12 protein-coding genes and 1 pseudogene are annotated in these 21,859 nt (G+C 41.2%); 7 read left to right on the forward strand and 6 right to left on the reverse strand.

What is annotated here, in order from left to right; genetic code table 11:
- Positions 1–3: 3 nt before the first annotated feature.
- Both ilvM and ilvG read right to left on the reverse strand, forming a co-directional pair.
- Positions 4–288: an acetolactate synthase 2 small subunit gene (ilvM, locus tag AB6E51_RS12855; protein ID WP_017055442.1), complete on the reverse strand. Its 285-nt coding sequence runs from the start codon at positions 286–288 to the stop codon at positions 4–6.
- A 1-nt stretch (position 289) separates the two neighbouring features.
- On the reverse strand, positions 290–1,936 hold the full coding sequence (gene ilvG / locus AB6E51_RS12860) for an acetolactate synthase 2 catalytic subunit (RefSeq protein ID WP_017058784.1): 1,647 nt from the start codon (positions 1,934–1,936) through the stop codon (positions 290–292).
- 472 nt (positions 1,937–2,408) lie between these two features.
- On the opposite strand from ilvG, the pseudogene AB6E51_RS12865 reads away from it, so the two are divergent.
- The 6 genes and pseudogenes from AB6E51_RS12865 to AB6E51_RS12890 all read left to right on the forward strand — a co-directional run.
- A pseudogene (locus AB6E51_RS12865) lies at positions 2,409–3,017 on the forward strand (magnesium chelatase domain-containing protein); the annotation flags it as partial.
- Between the two features lie 97 nt (positions 3,018–3,114).
- A complete protein-coding gene (locus tag AB6E51_RS12870) occupies positions 3,115–4,590 on the forward strand; it encodes a tyrosine-type recombinase/integrase (RefSeq protein ID WP_372139933.1) in 1,476 nt (491 codons plus the stop codon).
- Positions 4,587–7,682, forward strand: coding sequence for a hypothetical protein (locus tag AB6E51_RS12875; RefSeq protein WP_372139935.1), 3,096 nt, complete (start codon positions 4,587–4,589; stop codon positions 7,680–7,682). Before AB6E51_RS12870 ends, AB6E51_RS12875 begins: the two co-directional genes overlap by 4 nt.
- Positions 7,675–9,732, forward strand: coding sequence for a hypothetical protein (locus tag AB6E51_RS12880; protein WP_372139937.1), 2,058 nt, complete (start codon positions 7,675–7,677; stop codon positions 9,730–9,732). Before AB6E51_RS12875 ends, AB6E51_RS12880 begins: the two co-directional genes overlap by 8 nt.
- Positions 9,725–10,129 carry a hypothetical protein gene (locus tag AB6E51_RS12885; RefSeq protein WP_224067512.1) on the forward strand — a complete coding sequence of 135 codons (405 nt, stop codon included), beginning with the start codon at positions 9,725–9,727 and terminating at the stop codon, positions 10,127–10,129. The genes AB6E51_RS12880 and AB6E51_RS12885 overlap by 8 nt, the downstream gene beginning before the upstream one ends.
- A gap of 372 nt (positions 10,130–10,501) precedes the next feature.
- Positions 10,502–12,712 (forward strand): DUF262 domain-containing protein, encoded by a 2,211-nt coding sequence (locus tag AB6E51_RS12890; RefSeq protein ID WP_239917677.1) that lies wholly within the window; start codon positions 10,502–10,504, stop codon positions 12,710–12,712.
- 75 nt (positions 12,713–12,787) lie between these two features.
- Here AB6E51_RS12890 and AB6E51_RS12895 read toward each other — a convergent pair whose 3' ends face one another.
- The 3 genes from AB6E51_RS12895 to AB6E51_RS12905 are packed head-to-tail and all read right to left on the reverse strand — an operon-like array spanning position 12,788 to position 18,015.
- The gene (locus tag AB6E51_RS12895; RefSeq protein ID WP_239917676.1) at positions 12,788–13,687 is read right to left on the reverse strand and encodes a phosphoadenosine phosphosulfate reductase family protein; all 900 of its coding nucleotides are present in this window, start codon (positions 13,685–13,687) and stop codon (positions 12,788–12,790) included.
- Positions 13,688–13,705: 18 nt separating this feature from the next.
- Positions 13,706–17,056, reverse strand: a complete 3,351-nt coding sequence (locus tag AB6E51_RS12900) for a hypothetical protein (protein WP_372139940.1) — start codon at positions 17,054–17,056, stop codon at positions 13,706–13,708.
- Positions 17,057–17,058: 2 nt separating this feature from the next.
- Positions 17,059–18,015 carry a DUF4007 family protein gene (locus AB6E51_RS12905; RefSeq protein WP_372139942.1) on the reverse strand — a complete coding sequence of 319 codons (957 nt, stop codon included), beginning with the start codon at positions 18,013–18,015 and terminating at the stop codon, positions 17,059–17,061.
- 329 nt (positions 18,016–18,344) lie between these two features.
- Here AB6E51_RS12905 and AB6E51_RS12910 point away from each other — a divergent pair, with 329 nt between their 5' ends.
- Entirely contained in the window at positions 18,345–19,400 is a 1,056-nt protein-coding gene (locus AB6E51_RS12910) for a cysteine desulfurase family protein (protein ID WP_239917673.1), read from the forward strand.
- Here AB6E51_RS12910 and AB6E51_RS12915 read toward each other — a convergent pair.
- On the reverse strand, positions 19,387–21,414 hold the full coding sequence (locus AB6E51_RS12915) for a DNA phosphorothioation-associated putative methyltransferase (protein WP_372139944.1): 2,028 nt from the start codon (positions 21,412–21,414) through the stop codon (positions 19,387–19,389). The two genes, AB6E51_RS12910 and AB6E51_RS12915, sit on opposite strands and share 14 nt — an antisense overlap.
- Positions 21,415–21,859: the final 445 nt, after the last annotated feature.

Below are 21,859 nucleotides of genomic sequence, written 5' to 3' on the forward strand. Positions count from 1 at the left end.
TCCTTATGCGTTTATCTTTTGTTGTAAGTTGTTGTTTGGCAGTTCATTACGGCTGATCGAGATAACGTCAACGGTACGCACATCCCACAGCTTTTCGATTTGATTGACCAAAAAAGAGATTGGACGGTCACTGTCTACAATGATCTCTACACTCGCCACTTTACTTTCGTGGTTTTGAGTGCCCGCGACTTGCTTAACAATAAAGCCACGGTGGCGGATAACACGAAGAACACGCTCTAGTAGTACAGGCTTATCATCGGCTTTGATGTCTAATAGGTATCTTTTCATGTTATGTGTTCTCCAACATCTCACTGTTTGAAGCACCTGGCGGTACTAGTGGCCATACGTTCTCTTCTTCATCAATAAGAACATGAAGTAGGTAAGCGGTTTTGCTTTCTAGCATCTCTTTCAGTGCTGGCTCTACTTCTTCTTTGCGCGTGATGGTTTTACCCGGGATATCGAAGGCTTTCGCTAGCATCACGAAGTCTGGGTTGTCATCTAGGATGGTTTCACTGTGGCGGCCATCGAAGAACAACGATTGCCATTGGCGAACCATACCCAAGCGAGAGTTGTTTAGAAGCACCATCTTCACTGGGATTTGGCGGCGTTTCAGTGTGCCAAGCTCTTGCACGTTCATCATGAACGAGCCATCACCAGAGATTAGAATAGATTGGTCATCAGGACGCCCAACCGAAGCACCCATTGCAGCTGGCAAGCCAAAGCCCATGGTGCCTAAACCGGCAGAGGTAATGAAGTTCTGTGGATCGCGAGGCTGAATGTGCTGAGCTGCCCACATTTGGTGTTGGCCCACATCAGTCGATACGATAGAGCTTGCTGGCATCATGTCTGACAGTTGCTTCAACAGCAGTGGAGCAAAAATCAGATCACCAGGGTGGTCGTAACGCCATTTGAATGAGCTACGAAGACCTTCAGAGTGATGAACCCAAGAGGAGATGTCTTGGCTTAGCTCTAGTTGAGGCATGATCTTGTTGATGTCACCGCGAATTGGCGCATTGGCAAGACGCAGTTTGCTGAACTCAGCGGCATCGATATCGATATGGATAACCTTAGCATGCGGCGCAAAGGTATCGAGTTTGCCAGTTACTCGGTCATCAAAACGAGCACCGACAACAATCAACAGGTCACTCTCTTGAACCACAAGGTTAGCGGCTTTAGTGCCGTGCATACCCAGCATGCCAAGGTAGTGTGGGTCGTCACGTTCGATAGTGCCCAAGCCTTTCAGTGTGCTTACTGCTGGCATTGGGTTTAGGCGTAAAAACTCACGAACCGCATCGGTTGCTTTAGCAAGTTGAACACCACCACCTACGTATAAAACAGGACGGGTCGCTTGAGACAAAAAGTACTGTGCCTGTTCAATGGCATCAGTTGTCGCAACAGGAATTGCGGGTGGAGTAAATTCAGGAAGAGCGTTAACAGGTGCTTCTGCTAGTTGAACGTCTTTAGCGATATCGACGATAACCGGGCCAGGGCGGCCAGACTTTGCTACCACAAACGCTTCAGCGAGGGTTGGAGCTAGCTCTTCAATATCAGTTACTAGGTAGCTGTGTTTAGTACATGACAGAGACATACCAATCACATCCATTTCTTGGAATGCATCGGTACCAATGTGGGAACTTGCAACCTGACCTGTGATAGCAACCAATGGGATTGAATCCATAAAGGCATCAGCAAGGCCAGTGACTAGGTTGGTTGCACCTGGTCCCGAGGTTGCCATACAAACAGCGACATCTTGTGTTGCTCTAGCCATGCCGATCGCGGCCATAGCGGCGCCTTGCTCATGGCGACATAGGATATGTTCAACCCCGCCGTCATAGAGTGCATCGTAGATTGGCATGATGGCACCACCGGGGTAACCAAATACGGTCTCAATTCCTTGTTGCTTGAGTGCGGATACGACTAGTTCTGCGCCTTTCATCGGAATTCTCCCGTATTACCTTTATTTTGGTAACTGTTTCCTTTGTCTCTGCACATCTTGTGCTCCCATTCTTCCTGTAAATCGGCAAAGCCGAAAATGCTCAAAAATATAAAAATCGAATGTTTAAATTAGAAAAAACCCCCGGACTTGTCAGTGCGGGGGTTTTTTCTAATTCGTGGTTACTTTCTTCCCACTCGCCCCCGCGCAGTCTTAATAATGACTACGATAATCAGGTTAATCAGTGCGTAAATGCGAGCGTTAAAAATCATAATATTCGAGTTTTCTCGTTTATTGTCTTCAGTAAATGTCTACATCTCTAGTGTTATCACACAAATCTGCCGCATGACAAGGGAAATGTCATTCTTTTTTCACATTAAAATACCATTCCACCAAGCTATATAACAACCTTATCGCTTTGGTGAGCAACGAATATCCAGAGCGAATACTTTTAAATCAAAGACAAAGGAAAGTTATGGGACTCGCGATAATTCATAGCCGAGCTAGTGTGGGTGTAGAGGCGCCAGAAGTGACCGTTGAGGTGCATATAAGCAACGGAATGCCTGGCTTCACGCTGGTGGGTCTACCTGAAACAACGGTCAAGGAATCTAAAGATCGAGTGAGAAGCGCGATCATCAATTCTCGCTTTGAGTTTCCATCGAAAAGAATCACGGTTAATCTCGCCCCAGCCGATTTGCCCAAAGAAGGTGGCCGTTTTGACCTGCCCATCGCGCTTGGGATTTTGGTGGCGTCAGATCAGCTTCCGACATCAAAAATAGCTCAACATGAATTTATCGGTGAGTTGGCATTGTCAGGAGAACTTCGCTCGGTAAAGGGCGTTTTGCCTGCGACGTTAGCCGCCGACAGTGTCGAGCGATGCTTAGTTGTCCCACATCATAACGGTGATCAGGCTGCGCTGGTGGGCAAGGGAGCGCATAAATCTGCACAAACCTTGTTGGAGGTTTGTGCTGACATGTGTGGACAGGCTCAGCTTGGGCTATATAGAACGGAACATCATCAGGCTGATGTTTCAGTGCTTCGCGACCTACAAGATATTATCGGCCAACAACAAGGCAAGCGAGCTCCACCGTCACCTCGATCAAGTTTATGAAAGTGTCACCTGTAAAATAATGCAAAAAGTGTTACCCTTTAGTTTGTGTTACTTAACAGTGGTTATCCATATGATTCTTAAGAAGGCTATCGAATTAGAAGTAGGCGCATTAGGTTCTTTCAATGAAGAGACAGAAGAGCTGAATGGTGAACATTTGAGAGTTATCAAATATCAGGCACCAGAGGTGGTACTTAAGTTTCCCGTGTTGCATAGCACTTCTATGATGAGTGAATGTCTTGATGCTAACTTGTTCTTACAGCAGAAATACACAGGTCGTGTTAATTACAAGGATATAGAGGACAAGAATAGAGATAGCGATGGTGAGACAGTTCAGGTGGTCACACTTGATAAGATAGCAGCTTCACTCAAAGCATACTTTACTTTCTGCGAAGAAGAGAGCTTAGATATTTACGATGGCCTACTAAACACTTTCTCTGCTGACCAGAAACTATGGCTGCCGCCATACCGATTTAAAAGTCATGTCATTGATAGAGTGAAATCTAGAGAGATAGAGTTCAGCACTGGGAACCTTTTACTCTTGCACGTTAAACAGTTTTACGAATGGATGTATAAGACTGGTCGAATTGATAAGATCCCTTTTGATTACAAGTACGTTTCAGTATCCAAGGGCAAGGATAAAGACGATGATGAGTTGGACTTTCTCTTTGCTCCTGATGCAGTTATTTCTGCATATAAGAAACCACTCCTAGTACAAACAACTGACCTAAGGGTACCAAAGAAACACAAATCGGATAAGGTGAAACGAGACAATCAGCCTTGGTCACTAGCTGAAATGACGGCTTTTTTCGGAACTCAATACATGCAGTTTGAGACAAGACGCCTCTGGGCTGATTTAGGTTTTCAGGTGGGTCTCAGAGCTAAAGAAATAACCCGCTTACCTGATGAACAAATTGTAGATCCTGAACTCTCTGATAAATCAGTATTCGATGTTGAGATAATTGGCAAAAATGACAAGCGAAGAACCGTATTAGTTCCCAAGAAACTGATGTCACGTCTTTTTGATCATAAGAATTCTGCAAAACGACTCAAGCATATGCCTAAGTACAAATCCTACTTAGAAAGCCTTCCTGAGCACTCCGATGCACTAGCCTACGAACAAACACACGGCAAGCCATTATTTATAAACCAACGTGGGGTCAGAATCTCTGAGCGCTCTGTTATTAATATTGTTTCCAAATCTAGACCAGAACTCAGAAAAAAAGGCAACTTAATCCTTGATGAGCCGCACTTTCATGGCTCTAGATCCACATATGCTACAAGGTTAATTAAAGCTATGTTCGCTATGGGGATGCCATTAGGTTTCATCAAATGGAAGGTTATGGAGCTGCTAGGTCATAATAACTGGGATACCACATTACAGCATTACGTTAATGTGGCTAGAGGCATTACATATGATGAGAAGTTAGACCTGTGGGTTAGTGAAATTTACAAGGATGTTGAAGAACGTTTAACTCGGGAAAAACAGGAGCTAAGTCAAGAAGTGGAAGCTTCAGTAATAGAACTAGGAAGTGAGGATCAGGGATGACAATAAGTGAAGCAAACATGGTTAAAAAGTTTCACGAGAAGAATGGAGCCATCATTGAAAGGCATCATTTGCAAGATTCTAGGCTACTGAAGCAATTAGATAGCATACTCACAACTTCTTTACCTGCGGGAGCATCAAGGGACACAAAGCGCCAAACAATAAATTATTTCTTTGAACTCTTGGACTGTTTATCCGATGAAAACCTTAAGGTATTGAGAGGTTCTGGCGTAAGCTTCTTGTTAGAAGAAACAGATGTATGGGTTGAGTTAGAATATCTTATTCATGCTGCTCATGCTTCTAACCCCAAAAAAGCAGTAGGGTTAAGAAAGGCTTTAGCAAATATCATAAATTACTCTCATGGTATTTATGCAACATCTAAAATAGTTACTACAGAGACTCTAGTAGGTAATGAGTACAGACTTCAATTACACAGTGATCTCATTTTTAATCATGGACTTTTTGGAACAAAGCTTTTTCAAGATCTAAGAGACTTAACTTCCTCTGTTTACAAACATGGTGGATTATCAGTAACGCTTGCTGGCTCTATCAAAGGTTTTTTTGACATCTTACCTCTTTTGAATAAGCAGCAAATCAAGAAGTTAAAAGAAAAAGGTTTGCATCCACTTATAATCAATAAGGTGGATTGGATCGATCTTGAGTATACCATATACAATGTAAGTGACGAAAAATCAGCTTTGCTACGAATAAAACAACTAACTAACTTAATAAATTACTCTAATGGTGTTTATAAGCAGGCTGATTTAATTACAACAACTAAACATGAAGGGGTTGATACCCCAGTGTTATACAGTGCTTACCATGTGTCGATTGAATTCTTTGATGCACTTGTTGATTGGAAAGTTAAGAAACTAAGTAATGATGTTAAAGAATGGACTGTCAGGTTGAGTATAATTGGTGCATTAGAAGCAATTGAATACATAAAAAGTAGTGATAAGTATAAAGAAATATTCACTGATGTAAATCTGTTGATATTCAATGAAAATATAGATTTGTCAGAAGATTTAAAGGGAAATGTAGATCATTTTAATCATAAAACTATGATTGAAGTCTTGACTCCGCTAGGTATTGATTACCCAAATTATAGAGTGCCACTAAAGTTACAAGGAGGAGATGTATTTTTAAAAAATACCTACAAATACTCAAGGGTAATATTCAATGAATTAGCGGATATAGCTACAAAACATGAATTTAAGGGAGTAAGTAGAACCACTGTCATGCATTACTTTTCAGACTTTGACTCTATCGGCCTTCCATTGCTAAAAGAGATACTACCTGATAATGAATTTAATGAGTTATGTAGATTAGGTCTTAATTATTTAGATAAAGAAGATATCAATGATAGGATCAATGAACGCGCCAGATTAATTGGAGCAAAGTCATTATATCGTCTTGGATTGTCAATACTAAAACATCATTTCAATAAAGATGTATTTGTTATAAAAGACTCTCCATATACGTTATATTTTAGCGGTATATCAAGAAATAATGAAATTAAACCTATGAGCCTAGATGTCTTAGGATATTTATCAGAAAAGGCTTTCTATGACTTCAAAGTAAAACATGAAGAATATATGCGAAATCTAGACCATATTGATATGTCTGAAATAACCTATCACTCAAAACTTCAGAATTTTATAGCTGGTTTAAAAAAAGTCTTGCCAAGGTTATCCAGTAAACAATTAAAGGCAATAAAAGATAATGGATTATTAGCCTTTGTTGATAGAAAATACAATGTAGGTGTTACTTGCTTAGAGATATTTCAATCTCTTGTAAAAGATAAAAGCGAAAATTCCACAACAATTATGCACTATAGAAATTCATTTAGGAGTATTATTGGCGAGTTTGCAGGAGAGGTTCCTGATGTGTATGTTATATCAAACTCTAAAGATGAGAAAATTAAAAAGATTTCTGGTAATAGTAATAAACACTATACAGTGGAAGAAGTTAGAGAATTGGCTTTCTACATAGAGAAAGCACTAAAATGTAAAAATACTTCTTTACGTGATAAAATATATTTCTATTATGCAAAGATACAAATAAAGACAGGTTGGAATCAACAGCCATTATTGGACTTATCATTAAATAGATTAACCAAAAGAGTTAACCCTATAACTAATCAAGAAAACTATGACTTGGTTTTGATTAAAAATAGGCGTTCATATAAGCCAAGTCAATATGACTTTGATAGCAGTTCAGTTGCAGACCGAGACTTAAGGTCGGTTGTAAGAGATATTATATTTGTCAGAGATAACCTAACTTCTGAACTCAGGAAAAAACACAGTGTCGAAAATCATTTATTTATAGAGCCATGTGAAGTGAATGGTGTAAAAAGGATAGATGCCGGTAATTTAAGAAGGATACCTAAATTAATATCAGACTTAGGGTGTAAGATACACTATAACCCAAGAAAAATTAGAAAAGGTGGCGTAAATTTTATTTACAAAAATATAGCCAAGAGTGTGAGAGAATATGAGGAATTGGCTGCTCATAACTTTCAAACTTTCCTGAAAAGCTACAAAGTGATATCAAAATCTGAGGGCGAGGAAACACTTTCAAGGGGAATCGATATAATGGCTAACTATTTCTCAGGGAAAGAAATAAGCCAAGAGTTAAATGCTATCGATGATATTAATGAACTTGATAATGCTCAAGAAACACCAGTAGGAGTTTGCTCATCAGAACCAGATAGCGATGAAGTGAAACGATTTAATAAATTAAATGCTAAAATTGTTGATAAAGACAATAAGTATTGCGGCGATTTTCTTGCTTGTATTTGGTGTAAGTATTTTAAAGTAGTGAAAGACGCAGACCATATGTGGAAGTTATTGTCATATAAAGAATATGTCATATCATCAATGGAGCGAGCTATAGTCAACAATGAAGATCCTGAGAATCAGAGGGAGTTCGTTGACATATTGTCAAAGAGAGTTGATGACATTATATCTTTCATAGAAGCATCTAAGCCAGACATTGTTAATAAAGCGAGATCTTTAATTGAGACAAAGGGGCTGCACCCTGATTGGGAGTTTGCATTTCCATTATCTAATATTGTAGGTAATAGCCATGAATAAATTGGATGAAGTGTTTGATAAGCTAGTGTCTCAAGAGCTAGATGGAAGCTATAAAATTAATAGGCTAACATTGAAAGAAATCAATAAAATACCTAATTTTACTGTCTACGAATCACAGTTGAGCGGCGAAGCTTACAATTTTAAAGGTAATAAATTTAGACCAAATAAAACTGAAAAAAGACTCGTAATAGAGACGCTTCCTATATTCGAGTTTGAAGTAAAAACGATTTTTATCTTAATAGCTAAGCGTGGTACTAAACTAGGAGGTGCCACAAAAAGGTTCAGTACATCTTCAAGAATAATAAAAGAATTGATAAGACTTTCAAAGTATCTTAACTCCAGAGGTTATGAATCATTTCATGAGTTAGGTGAATTACCAAAGTTGAAGTTTAATGATATTGTTTCATCTTATATTAACTATCGGCAGGAGCATGGTCCGTCAACAGTTGGTGTGGTTAAGGACTCCTTGACCGTATTGCTTGAGCTGAACTTCATAAATCAAGAGTTTTCAAAGGAAGTTATTGAGGCTAACACTAAAGCCAAACGAACTAAAGCTGATACTGTCAACCGACTGAAACACCCATTAGTTCCACCGATGATTCAGAAAAAAATAATTTCTGAATGTAGTAAATTATTTGAAAATAAAAAGGATATAAAGCGGTTTATCACCCTAGGAAAAAAAGTTAATGTCAATTTTGAAGCTTATGCACTAAGAAACCCAAATGTGAACCAGAATGTTTTAAGTATATTACCTAGAATGCTGAGTAAAGATGAAGTTGTTGAATATAGGGGGCTAAGGGATAAGATAAGAAGAATAACTCCTTATGCATTTACTATGTTGCTAGCTCTTACAGGGTTTAGGGTATCGGAAGGCAAAGCAACAAAAAACAACGCTCATAAGTGTAAAAGAGAAAATGGGAAGGTGAAATATTTCATTGAGTCAACATTGAGGAAATATACCAATGAGGATGTTGTTCTTGATTGGGTATCCTGTAAACAAGTGTATGACGCTATGAAATTACTAAGTGACGTTAATACTGTCTATTATGATAGAATTAAGCTAATTCTAGAATACTATCCTTCAAAAATTAGTGAAAGGAACGGGGAGCTATTTGAAGAAGCTCTTGAAAATAATTATCTCTTCGCATTTAACTACGCATCACAAAAAGGAAACCTCTGGTTTCCTAAACCAACCAAACCAATTAAAACTGATACTTCTGGGCAAGGCTCGACTGCTGTAGCGTTAGATTTAATTGAAGTTGAAGTAACAGAGTCTGATATTGAGTTTTTAAAAAAATACAAATGCAACTATAAATCAGTAAGTGCAAACTCTGGTATGAGAGGAGTTGAATATAAAGTGGGAGATATTTTCAGAGTTACGCCTCATATGTTGAGGCATAGTTTTGCGTGGTTCATTATTGCCAATAAATTAGGCGATATCCATCATATATCCCAACAGTTTAAGCATATGAGCGAGATGGTCACATTTGTTTATGCTCAACGTGGTTTTGAGGCGATTGATGATTTAAAAAATATTATCGAGGGATTTGATGCTCTTTTAACAGAGGAAGTAATTACCGATATTGTTGAAAGCGCTATAAAAGGTGAAATAGGTGGCGGCGGTGGCAAACGGCTGAAAAACATCGTCAATAAATTAAACAAAGGACAATCAGGAATTATATTCTCGACAGACCATCACGAACATATAGAGAGTATTCAAGAGCTAATTGCCTTGGCGACAAAAAACAGTGATGGAATCCTTGGTTTACCTCATGGTTATTGTGCAGCAGGTTCTAGCTGTAAAATGCACAATGTGGCCGTTCCTGATAGCTGTATTTATTGTTATACATATTTTGCGACTAGAAGGCACTTACCATTTTGGACGGCAACCAAAAACAGCGCCGAGCGAGGCATTAGCCGAATCATGGATGCTGGCTTAGCTGATAGATACCAAACCTTCTTAAGTGTCTTGAAAAGGACGCTAGCATCAGCTGATAAGGCTATATCTGATATAGAAGGTAATGGAACAAAAGAGGTTTATAATGGGTAAAGTATCAGAGGAAAAAATCGAGCAGGCTTTAGCCCTTTTTATCAGTGAAGATAGAAAAATAAATGCTAATGCCATCGCGAGATATCTAGGCTGCCAACGCTCTAACATTGCCAATAACTATCCTAAACTATTGGCAAAAATTGACACTGCGGGGCAAGTTCAAAAAAAACAATGGGATAATAGAGATTTATCCTATAAAAATAAGAAGCTAACAGAGCAGAATAAGAAGCAGCAGAAGGCTATATCACAGTTGAGTAAGTCGGCTAAAGGTGATGACGTATCTGCCTTACTATCACACATTAACGCCTTGTACAGCATGTATGATGATATGAGAGTCAGATACGAGAATGCATCTGAGTTACTACTAGAATATAAAGAAAAGTATGGGAAGCTTTAATGCGCAGTGAAGTGACTATTTTAGGTAAAGGCTATAACAACATCCCCTAGTTTTGAATTTAAATAGGAATAACTTCGAGAATTAAGCGTGTACGTTTCATTGGGCTTCATACCCCGTTATGTACTACTACTTTCTCTTCGTGCGCGCTACTCATAGGCTTTGTGTGGGTGTAGGGTTGTACTGTTGCCTGAGAAGTATTCATCCAATGATAGAGCTCGATATGCTCACGGAATTGAAATGTTGCGAGAATAAGTTAGGCCTGAAGTGATTGTATTTATGTGATATTTCTCATTATCAATGGTAAATATGTAGATTGTGTGATAGAAAATAACCACAAAAAGTGTTGGCTAAAAATGAATTTTAAGGTTGGTTATGGAACGCTCTCTCAGTGATACGTTTAAGAAAATTAACGATCAAACTTTGTTATTGCCTGACTTCCAGCGGGATTACAAATGGGGAACGGCAAAACAGCAAAGCTTACTTGCATCGATTCTACTTAAGTTTCCGGTTGGCAGTTCCTTGATTTTAGAAGGGCAGTCAAACGATTTTGCTTTGCGTAAAATTGGGGAAACGGTTCAACACACTTTAGCTAGTGCTGATCCCTGCGAATATTTGCTCGATGGGCAGCAGAGAACAACTACACTGTACAATGCATTTAATGATGTGTTTGACTTCTCTCAGTTCTCTGACCAAGCTGAACTGTCCGAATTCATTTCGAAAAAAGCCAATCCGATGAAAGTTCGTTGGTTTATTCGCGTGCCGGTTGTTGGTAAGGCGAATGAAAACGTTACTGATGTTTTCAATGCTACTAAGGTCGTGTTTGATAAAGATGGCCTTGATCACTTTGAGCCAAATGATATCGTCGATATTTTTAACTGTGAAACGTTCAATGAGCGCAACAGTAAAGGTGTGTCTAAATGGTTTTCTCCATACAACCAAATTAAAGCCATCGAGACGGGTAAGACTAAACCACAGGTCATCACTCAATTTGTCAACGACTGTGTCGAATATGGCATGATTCCTTTGTTTATGATTGGTACCAAGTCGATCGTAGTAAACCGTATCTTAGAGGGGATTGCTGAAATCAACATGCAGGCAATCCGTGACAAATACGAAGACGATTTTTCCTTCATTAAAGAACATTACGATACAGCACAGCTTTTTGATGGTATTGACTCCATTGAAGAGTGTGAAGAAAATAGTATTGTCTACTCAGAAGAAATCGAAAAAATCTTCATCACTTGTAAAAGTGAGTGGAAGAATAATGTTTCTAACTACTTAATTCGTGATATTTTTGATGACTATAAACTCAATAGTCTCGTGACCAACGATATTCGCCGAGCTATTCCTATTTTCTGCCACTTGAACGATGGTGGCATGAAGCTTGATGACTTTGACTTGGTATCAGCTAAAGTTGCAAAGAGCGTTGCTGGGGATACGTCTACATACTCACTCAGCTCTATCATTCGTTCAATGTTTATTAAACCTGTTACTCTTTGTTCTTCGCTTCAGCACGCGAGTGGTGCATCCGGTGGTCTGTATCTCAATGAGCTAGACAGTTTGTCTGATGGTTTACCTTCTGGTTACCTTTCTAAGGCGATTCTCGCTATCTGTACTGCATTAGCTCGCCGTGAAATTGAGCTTGAAGCGGGCAACGATTTTGAAGTGAAGAAAAAAGATACCAGTTCAAAAACGTTACTGAGTCTAGATACTGAAATTATCCGCAAGTATATTGAAACTGCAACTTTAGCAGTACAGCGCGCATATTCGTTCCTATTGATTCGCTGTGGTGTTCATAACTCTAACAAGTTGCACTATAAGCTAATGATTCAGCCTATCGCTTTCATTTTCGCGGAAGAGCGTTTTTGGAATGATTCTGCGGTGCATAAAAAAGTCGAGTTCTGGTATTGGACGAGTGCGTTCTCTGGTCGTTACCTTTACGATCAAAGTGCAGTAGTGATTGATGATATTAATCAGTTGTACAACTGGGTTGCTAACGGAGAGGGACAGGTAATCTTGGATCGAGAAACGCAGATTTTCCAAGATGACAAGTTTGCATCTAAAGACCTGTTGATGCAGCGTTTAAATGAGTACCCGAAAGAAGGAATTCATAACCTGATTTTACAATACGTTTTGAGTGTGTCGCCAAGTTATGACTTACATGCAACAGAAACTAAGCCACTCAATGCATTCAGAAAGAACGAGCAGGATGACGTTGTGTTGTGGCCGGCGAATGCGTCAGATGGTTTGAATGACCACCACATTATCCCTCTGGGATCTGTAAAGGGACTGGGCCAAAAAACCGAGGATATCCGCCAAGACCCTAACCACATTTTAAACAGTCCATTAAACCGGGTACTGATTTCTGGTGCGGCGAATAATGTGATTAGCTCAATGGACCCCTCGCGTTATTTTGCTGATATTCCACAAAACAATATTGTGATGAATTCGCTTCTGATCGGTGGTTCGTTTAAACGTATCTCTACTAGTTCCACGATAGAGGATATTGAAGCTGCTTTGTCTGATCGTTTTAACGAGCTGGAAAGCTCTTTGAAGTCTCGTTTGTTGAGCTTACGCGTCTAAGCTTCACGTACCTACCATAATCTTATAAGGCGCTTTGTATGTTGTACAAAGCGCCTTTTTTATTGCAGTCTTCACTTATTTGTAGCAAGTTATACAGGCGCCACCACCCTCTTCAAGATCGTACATTGCGTCCATGTCTAGCGTGTCGATGAGCATGCTTTCATCGACCATTGCATGCATACCTAAGCGGCGTTTTCTCTCACGTTGCTTTTTCTTTTCGAACCGAGCCTTTACCTTCTCATGGTTTTCTTTGATTTGTTTGATGCGCTCGGGATCTTCGAGCGTTTCTAATGGTTCATTAGGGCCCATCCAAAAGAAGGTTTCACCATTGGCACTGGTTTCCGCTCTTTTCTCATAAGACTTTGCTTCTTCAAAGGCTTCTGGGTGCTCTTCACGTAGGCGAACCCATTCAATCTTGCGTTGGAAGAAGCAGAACGTACAGCCTGAACGAGAGCGCCAGTCGTAGTACTTGGGTAAACCCAATCCGGCACTATCAAGAATGTCGAGTACTCCCTGTTTCTTTATGCCGTCTTCTGCAAATGGCATTTTAATAGTGAGGTACTTTTGGTTTTCATTCGGACGGTAACCGTCTCGCCAGGGTTCATCTGCGCGAATACCGACATAAGAGATGACTTCATAGCCATCATTAAGAAAAGGTCGAATCCATTTTTCAAAGGGCTCGAGTTTCATGCGAATCGTACACCACCGTTGCTGACCAGCGGGTAGAAAATTATTGTGTTGCTCTAACCAATAATCGAACCCTTTCTTGTCATTGATGTGCAAAATTGGTTTACCCAGTACAATTTCAAGTTGTTCTAGGTATTCATACACCTCGGGTAGTTCTTTGCCAGTATCAGTAAAGAAATACTCGATATCGAGTTCAGGATAGTTTCTAGCCATGTACACTGCAAGAGCAGCACTGTCCTTACCTCCTGATAAGCCAAGGACATGTTTTACCTTACGTTTATCACTCATTAATAATACCTGCGTGCGTTAACTTTGCGCTTCGAGCGATTTTCTTAGTAGTTGTTGTAATAGATTGATTTTATGGAAATCATCGAGCCCTGAGAGCTGGCGTTCAATCGTAATTATGGTACTTTTCAGCTCTTCTGTTTCTATTGCTCTGATTTCTCGTTTGAACGATGTCAGCTTGCCGTCATCCCCTTCTAAAACGAGGGAGACCAGCTTTGTTTTACTGGATGGGGAGGCTGCACCGCTGCTATTACGTTGGGATTTCACTACACTCAAAAAATCTTGGGCGTAATCACTGATTTTGTTTGACGCAGTCTGAAGGATACCTTCGTTCCAGTTCTGTTTTCCGCGTCCGATGACGATCTGAATGATGCTTTCCAGCCATTGTAACAATCCTGTGTCACTTTTCGCGAGTTCGCGTGCGAACGCCTTTAAGCGCAAGTCGCCGGAGTTTTGCTCGACATATTGGCACATATCCACAAGCTCTTCGCCACTTTCGGGGAAAATGGTTTTCACCTTGATTTTAATCGCGGCAAGCATCTGCTCGTGCTTTTGTCTCAATGTCTTAAAGCAGTCCTCTAACACATCGATTTGACTCGCAAACTCATCAACACCAAAGGCGATTAACTCTTTGCGTAAGTCTTTGATGAGTAGTGTATGCGGGTCATTGGCTTGTAAAAATAGATCTCGGATCCTCAAATAGGTTCTATTGCGCTCGTCATTGTCTGGGAAAATATGGTGCGCGTTTTTTACCCAGTGTGGAAGGTTGTGCATAGTCGTTACTAATGGCGTCGCGACAGAAAGGATGTTATTGGATACATCACGGTTAGTTTCAGACGCCGCGAAAATCGCGAGATGCTGCAACCATTCTTTCTCATCTTTCGCCAAAACAATGTATTTAACGGCGAGATCGCCCGGATTCTTGATCAGTTTGTGGACATATTCACTATCTGGTTCTGTAATAAAGGCAAATTCACCAGACATATCTTTTTCGTAAAAGGCGATTTGTTCACCCATCGATTTCAAAAACGCGAGCAAGTAGATCGGGATGACACCTTTTGTTAAACCAAAAGGCGCGTTTGCCCAAAGCTCCGCGATTTCAGATAAGTCGACCTCGTTGCCCTTGCGATCTTTTAGGCGTTTTTCCGCAGCGGCGAATACTGCATTTAATTTTTTATCTAGGTTATCTCTAAACCAATGCTGCCCTTTTTCACCTTCAGCTGAGTGAATGTTAGTATTTTTTAAGCAGCTGATATACATTGATTTCTCCGGTGGAAACCCTTTAATACCCAAACCCTCTCGATCTTCTGCATCAAGCATCGCTTCCAGTAGTTTTTTCAAAGCGGAAACCGCCGTACCAGAGAGTTTGTTACGGTTAACTAGCTCATTAAGAATTCTAGGGGCTTGATGGAATATGCTGTCAGCGGCAAAAGTGGCGATTTCACTCATCGTTTCTTTACCATAGACCATGCCATTGTGTATCCATCGCGAGTTACTGAAGGCGGTAGTCAATGCCCCGTCTAAAGCCGATTGAGCGTTAAACGAGCGTGCTCTATGTTCTTCCCTAGCGACCTTGTCGTGCGTCAGCGCTGCGCCAGTGGTCTTGTCACTTTTGATGAGCTCCAGTGCGTACTTTTCATTAGCTAGAGCGATGATTTCATTTGCATTAGGTGCACATGCGATCATCAATGACTTATCATTGCGTGTCAGCTCAAGTAGGCGATCTTCTGGTTCTTCTTTTAGCAATAACAAGAAGTTTGCAAACTCGCCACTCCGAGATCGAATAAGGGTCGGCATATCGATATAGTTGAGTTGCATCGCTACGGTTTGAGCAGCCCATCTCAATGTACCAAATTCATGATAGTGGCCTTTTGCAATTACTTGAGAACTAAAGTTAATGCGCTCAATAGCTTCGTGGCTGTTATGCAGTTGTTCTATTTTCTCTTCTACTAAGCCTGCAATATCGAGATCGGAGCCTTCAAATACGACCCAAGAAGATAAGTACTTTCTAAAGACTATGCATGAGGCTTCTTTGAGCCGCTGTAAGCATCCTTTTAGCTGCTTTTTATCGGTAATCTCCGTTGCGGTAAGGAGTATGGTTTCCGTCGCTGTTAGGTTAGCTGATTTACCAAACAGGGTAATTAATGAGATAGCTTTAAGCAATGCGATGCATTGTGGTGAAAAATCTTGTTTGAGCGCTTTTCTTATCGCATCCGCCGCTGTTGCCCATCCATGTCCATCAGGAGAGCCCAATATTGCGTGTTCCATGTTAGCTTCAAGATAATCCCACAGATGGCTAAGATCGTATCGAGCGTTTTGGTTACTCGTTTGTTGTAAGAAAAGTTGGAAGCTGAATTGCTCGTACGAGTTTAAAAAGCTGAATGTACTGCGTTCGTTTTGACTAAAGCGCCTCTTGGCGATAGGCCCTAGTAGTAATGCTGTTAATGGGTGAAGTGGAACACATTGCTCTAGGCGCGTGAGTAGCAACTCTTTACGCTGTTGTTTGTCTTCAAGAGCTGAGAGTACGCGTTGAACGAGATCATCACCACTACGGTGTGGTGATGTTGTTTTGATCGAGTTACTGATCAGCGCGACTGTTTCATCGGTCGACACATTGTACAGAATGTCGCTGTAACGGCCTTGAATTTTGGCCCATTCATCTTGTAGTTTAGTGCCGCGCTCTTTTGCATACTCACTGAATGCTTGATGTAGCAAGCCTAAGAAAATGACAGGAGTATCAATGCGAGAGAGCTCTTCAGCAATGTCTTGGAATAAGTGTAAATCCCCCCCGCTTCGGTTAATGAACTCTAAGCTTTTCCCCATCTCATCGGCAATGATCAATACACCATCAACATAAGGCGCGACATCATCAAAGAGAGCCTTCCATGAGCTAATCAGTTCGCTATCACTCTCAACACTGGCTTTACGGTACTTGTTAAGCACTTTGGTCTTATGCGTCTTAGGGTGCTCCTCAAGTGCTCTCAACGTGGCACTCCAAAAAGATTCGATAGGGCCATTGACGCCTCCTACGGCACGTATTTGTAGCCATCCCTTCTGATATGGTGTGCTCTCTTTTAATAGTGATTGTGACTCTGCATTAATGGAGTTGATTGCAGCACTACGGATACTTGAGTCAGCATGCAATAGACCTGCCATGAGCAGCGCTACCGTCGATTTACCGGACCCGTAAGCTCCTGTTAATGTGTAAGCGCTTTGTCCTGTTTGGCCGTACTGGCGAAAGAGTGTTTCTAAGGAAGCTTGTGCTGTCCCGTGATAAACCAAGCCAGGAAAGAAGTCGGCGCTCAAGTCACTATCGATACGGGTTGAACGTTGGTGGCGTGTAGCGATAGAGTATTGTTTACTGAGAGTCACGCTTATTTTTCCTCTGGTTGGTAGTAGTGTTTAAGGTACTGGCTTGGGTCTATGCAATCGATGCTGTCAAAAGAGTGCTGCACTTGTCTTAAGCCCTGAGTATCGGTCCAAGCAATTTTGCCGTCAGTGAGTGTTTCGACTTGATCCAATTTGTCACTCAACCCTACGGAAGATAGGCGGAATATTCGGCCTGGGGAGCCTATGTCATTTAACAATGCGTCAAAAGATAAGGTGTTGACCTTGCTACCTTTATGTTTTTTCTGCATGTAATCAATCAGTGCATAGGTGAAAATTTCGACGGGCAAAGATGGACGTCGAGTAAGCTCCGCAATGTAGCTTTTAGCGTCCTCTTGTTTTAATAGGCCGAGTTCGGTAAACGGAGAGGCAAAGCTGTCTTCGTTGATTTTGTTGGTCTGTAACGATTTGTGTGCATACATTTGTAAAAGACAATCAATGTCTTTATTCAGCGTTGCTTCTGTGAGTTCTTTTTCATGATTCGCCAGTGCGTCTTTGATTTCTGTCGATAAGGACTCTTTCTTTACTTTTATTCCATTGAAATAATTAAAGAAAAATCTAGAAGCGTTAAGTTCAGCTTTAGTAGGCTCGATAGATTGCAACAACCAATGTAGGAGCCAAGTTGTGCCTATTTTATCGAGGTATTCATCATACGCAGTATGCTCGTATTTGTCCGTAAACAAGCGCTCAGCAAGCGGTGTCAATTGATAAATCTGTTCTTTGTTATCGATACAAATCACCAAGTTGAGCGCACGGATCCAGTGTCGAACAGACAGTACCATGTTCTTACCTACGCCCATCGATTGCATTTGCTGCTCTATGTTCGATTTACTAGAAAGGGATTCACCTTTTACAACTTCTTGAATAATCTTGTAAATCCACCCGTAACGAATAGGGAAAGTTTGATGTCCGGAGAATTTCAGTGTCGTAGATTCGATGTTCAATGCGCTTACCTTGCTGAATTGGAGATTTTATCCAAACAGCGATCTTACACATTAATACCTTCAGGTCTAGCCGCTTTTGCTGAAAGGTGATATGGGGCTGTTTTTTTATACAGTGAACGGGTCATTACGTTCACTGAAGCTATTTGGTAATATCCTTTGTGCAGTTTAGTGTATGATGGTTAACTAATAGGAATCTATGATGTCATTTTTATATTAATCATTGGGTTAGTTATATTTTATTGAGAAGTGCTTTATAGGGAAACCCAAATCGGTATACGATACACCTTTATAGCGAACTTCAATCCTTGGCTAGAGTTTTATTGCTTATAATGAACAATTACTATGACTATGCTGCTTCTACGCCGGTCTCTCCACAAGTTTTAGATGCCATGAAACCTTGGGAGAACGAAAAGTTTGCGAATGCCTCGTCAGCTCACCAAGCGGGACGTGTCAGCACTCAGGCAATCCAACAAGCAAGAGAGTGTATTGCTGAGAAGATAGGAGCGCTACCGAGTGAGATTATTTTTACAAGTGGGGCCAGTGAAGCGAACAACCTCGCACTAAAAGGTGTTGCTTTCAAACATCTAGATAGTAAAAGCCACATTATTACTTCAGAGATTGAACACAAGTGCATTCTTAATACTTGCGCATTTCTCGAGTCAATCGGCTTCGAAGTGACTTACCTCGCACCAGATAGAGATGGTCGTATATCGCCATCGTCTCTCGCAGCTGAAATACGAAGTAACACTATTTTGATTTCCATCCACCACGTTAATAATGAACTTGGGACTATTCAACCCATAGAAGACTTTGGTGCGATAGCTTTTAAGCATAATATCCCCTTTCACACTGACGCTGCACAGAGTTTTTGTAAATGTGATATCGATGTAGACGATATGGATATCGACATGCTCTCGTTATCAGGTCACAAAATCTACGGTCCGAAAGGCATAGGCGCACTTTACATACGGGACGCCAGAGACTCTGAACTCGTCCCACTGATCCACGGGGGGGGGCAAGAATTAGGGTTGCGAGGCGGGACCTCTCCTACCCCGTTGATCGTTGGACTTGCCGCGGCGGTGGAATCGTATCCAACAAAATCAGGCTTTATCGAAAAGCAATTTCTCGACGTAATGGCACATTTTGATTTTACAAGGAATGGCGGCGCATCTGTAGTTCCGTCGACGTGGAGTGTTACATTTCACACGGATGAAGAAGTGAAGCGCTTTACGAGCGAGCACCCTTGGCTGATTTCTCAAGGTTCTGCGTGTAATGCGCTCTCAAATGTGGCTTCACATGTCCTTACAGCGATTGGTATGCCCGAAGATGTTGCACGACGCACTTATCGTATCAGCCTTCCACCATACCAGTTCAGTGAGAGTTGAGCCTAAAGCCAGAGACAGTTTTTCCTGCTTGAAGCAAGCGCTCTTCGTACATTTTTCGGTGCAAAATGACTTCAATTGTTGGCGTTGTTCCTAAGAGCTTTGATAGTCGCAGATCAAAGCGCTTTTGCTTTTCATACTGCCCACTCTGTTTATCAAGCAACAAGTGTTTATTGAGTAAGGGTGGGCGGTGCTGTTCATCTACATAGTCAAAAAAATCGATATCTTGATCTGCCATCTTTATTTTTGTTCTTTCGACTAAATACGGGACTGATTCTTCGAAATCATCGTATTGAGTCAAGGTAAGCTTCCCGGAGTTGATATGTATTTTGATCAAGTCAATGCTGTCATCGAGCTCACCGTACATCTGCAAAGCGGCTCCAATATAAACGCGTAAAAGAAGCGGTAACTGTTCTATATAGATCTTGTGGAAAATTAGAGAGTGTCCTTCGTTGAGGATGCTCGCCGGTAATTGCTGGTGAGCTTTGACACACTGCTCTCCAATGAGCTCCGTATCTGCGATCGCAAAAAGTAACTCGGTCGCGAGATTAATGGCCGTACGATAATCATCAAACAAGGCTTTAATATCACGCTTTAGGCTTTCAGGCTGTTGTGTGTAGGGTTTGCGCTTGTCAAATAGCCCAATAGCAAAATAGACAAGTAGGTCCTCTTTTCGGGATTTCTCTGCATTGGCAAATTCTCGTGTATCGAACATTTCCTGAAGTAAACGAAACACTTTTTTATGAGAACCAATTAAACTTCTCACTTCTTCAGAACGGTTAAATTCGTCATTCGCCGGTATCCGGCCAAGTTCCAGACATACGTTCCAAAAATCATCAAACAAAGTGCTGTTTTGGCTAATGACTAACTTGGCTTTATCTTTACTCTCTATAGGCTGAGGCGATGTCAGTTGCTGCCAAGTATGGTGTCGCTGGTACTTACTTTGGAGGTAACGCTGTTCTTCTAGCTTATCTTTGAATATGTAGAAGATGCCCGGTGCAACAGCAATAGCATCCTCTTGCAAAGAGCGTTCTAAGTACCCCTTGAATTCTGATTGCGCGTAGTATTTTTGGAACGTGTTTCTCGACGTAATCACTCCGTCTTTATAGGGTTGGAACTGCGCAATATACGAATCGTTGGCCAGCATTACCGAGACGACCAGTACTTTGTTTGCTAGCTCCCAAGCGCTCAATAGTGCTTCAAGACGTTCATCTTGGTCTTCGATAACATTTAGGACAAACCCCAAGTTCACAATATCCGAATTGACTTTATCGTTATCAGGTGAGAAAACCGGATCCCAGCCCAACGCATTGAGCCCGTGTGCTTCAAGCTCTCTCAGGTCATCCCCTCGGCCACATCCGTAATCGAAAATAGAAAACCGCCCATCTAGGTAACCTTGCTTCGCCAATGTTTTCATCGGGCCTGATAGTTCATGACGTACAATGGCTGTTTTGTGGCGATCTATCCCTGTATCTTTTTGAGCATTACTGAATGCATCCGGTTCGGCTTTCAGTATCCTTCCATCGACTAACTGGTATCCCTTTTTTTGGATCAAATTTAACCACGACTGTTTGAAGCCAATCGTGCGGGTGTTCTCGTATAGGCCCGCAGCCTCTCCTTCTTTAGTCAGTGCGGTGAAGAGCTCAAAATGGTCACTGCCTGGTAGAATCATCGTCTCTTTTCGATGCAGAATCGGTGGATTTTCTGAAGAGCGATAGCAAGTCACTTTATGACTAAGTTTGCTCAGATCTACATTCAGGCTCTGCTCTAACGCTGGGTAGGAAGCGGTATAAAAGGTAGGGTAATTCAACAACGATAAACGGAATTCCTTTTTAAACAGCTTAATGAGGTTCCATTGGTCGTCCGGTAAGTTTACCGCTTGAGCAACCGCCCGTACGAACTTTTCTAGTGAGTGGGGAAGTTCACTCATAGCATCCCTATGCAGGTACACCGCATCGGGAAGCTGCTTCCCTATACGAACCTGATTGACAAGCTGTTTAAATAGTTGGAAATCCATATATATCACCCTTGGCGCCTAATCGCTCTATTTTAACGGGTTTAATCATGCTTAACTATCCATTGTTACCCTACTTTCGGGTGCCAACCTCCCTCACAATAGCGATCAAAAGAGCTGAACCCTCGTTATTAAAAGTGTCGTCGAACATTAGCGTTATAACTCGACAATAAAGTTCGAAACTTTCCGATGTTTTTTGTCGTCGTTTGTCTTTCCCTCTAAGAAGGTTTTGCTCCAAAAACACTTAGATTCAATACTCTACACAATTCAGAGGGCGTGCATTTCCCCTATCAAATCTAATCCGAGCCTAGGAGAAAGAGCATCATCATCCCTCCTTTCAGTGGTGAATGGCGTTTTTCAATGCCTAAACCCGCATATATTCATGTCAAGATGTGATTTTCATTCAATAAATCATTTTAATTTCAATATGTTACCTATGGCATAGTGG

The organism is Vibrio sp. 10N.247.311.47 (genome assembly GCF_041467535.1).
Classification (GTDB): Bacteria; Pseudomonadota; Gammaproteobacteria; order Enterobacterales; family Vibrionaceae; genus Vibrio; species Vibrio crassostreae_C.

Coding starts and splice junctions, on each gene's coding strand:
- ilvM (WP_017055442.1), bottom strand. CDS start 288: ATGAAAAGATACCTATTAGACATCAAAGCCGATGATAAGCCTGTACTA.
- AB6E51_RS12890 (WP_239917677.1), top strand. CDS start 10,502: ATGGAACGCTCTCTCAGTGATACGTTTAAGAAAATTAACGATCAAACT.
- AB6E51_RS12915 (WP_372139944.1), bottom strand. CDS start 21,414: ATGGATTTCCAACTATTTAAACAGCTTGTCAATCAGGTTCGTATAGGG.
- AB6E51_RS12910 (WP_239917673.1), top strand. CDS start 18,345: ATGAACAATTACTATGACTATGCTGCTTCTACGCCGGTCTCTCCACAA.
- AB6E51_RS12870 (WP_372139933.1), top strand. CDS start 3,115: ATGATTCTTAAGAAGGCTATCGAATTAGAAGTAGGCGCATTAGGTTCT.
- AB6E51_RS12880 (WP_372139937.1), top strand. CDS start 7,675: ATGAATAAATTGGATGAAGTGTTTGATAAGCTAGTGTCTCAAGAGCTA.
- AB6E51_RS12875 (WP_372139935.1), top strand. CDS start 4,587: ATGACAATAAGTGAAGCAAACATGGTTAAAAAGTTTCACGAGAAGAAT.
- AB6E51_RS12885 (WP_224067512.1), top strand. CDS start 9,725: ATGGGTAAAGTATCAGAGGAAAAAATCGAGCAGGCTTTAGCCCTTTTT.
- ilvG (WP_017058784.1), bottom strand. CDS start 1,936: ATGAAAGGCGCAGAACTAGTCGTATCCGCACTCAAGCAACAAGGAATT.
- AB6E51_RS12895 (WP_239917676.1), bottom strand. CDS start 13,687: ATGAGTGATAAACGTAAGGTAAAACATGTCCTTGGCTTATCAGGAGGT.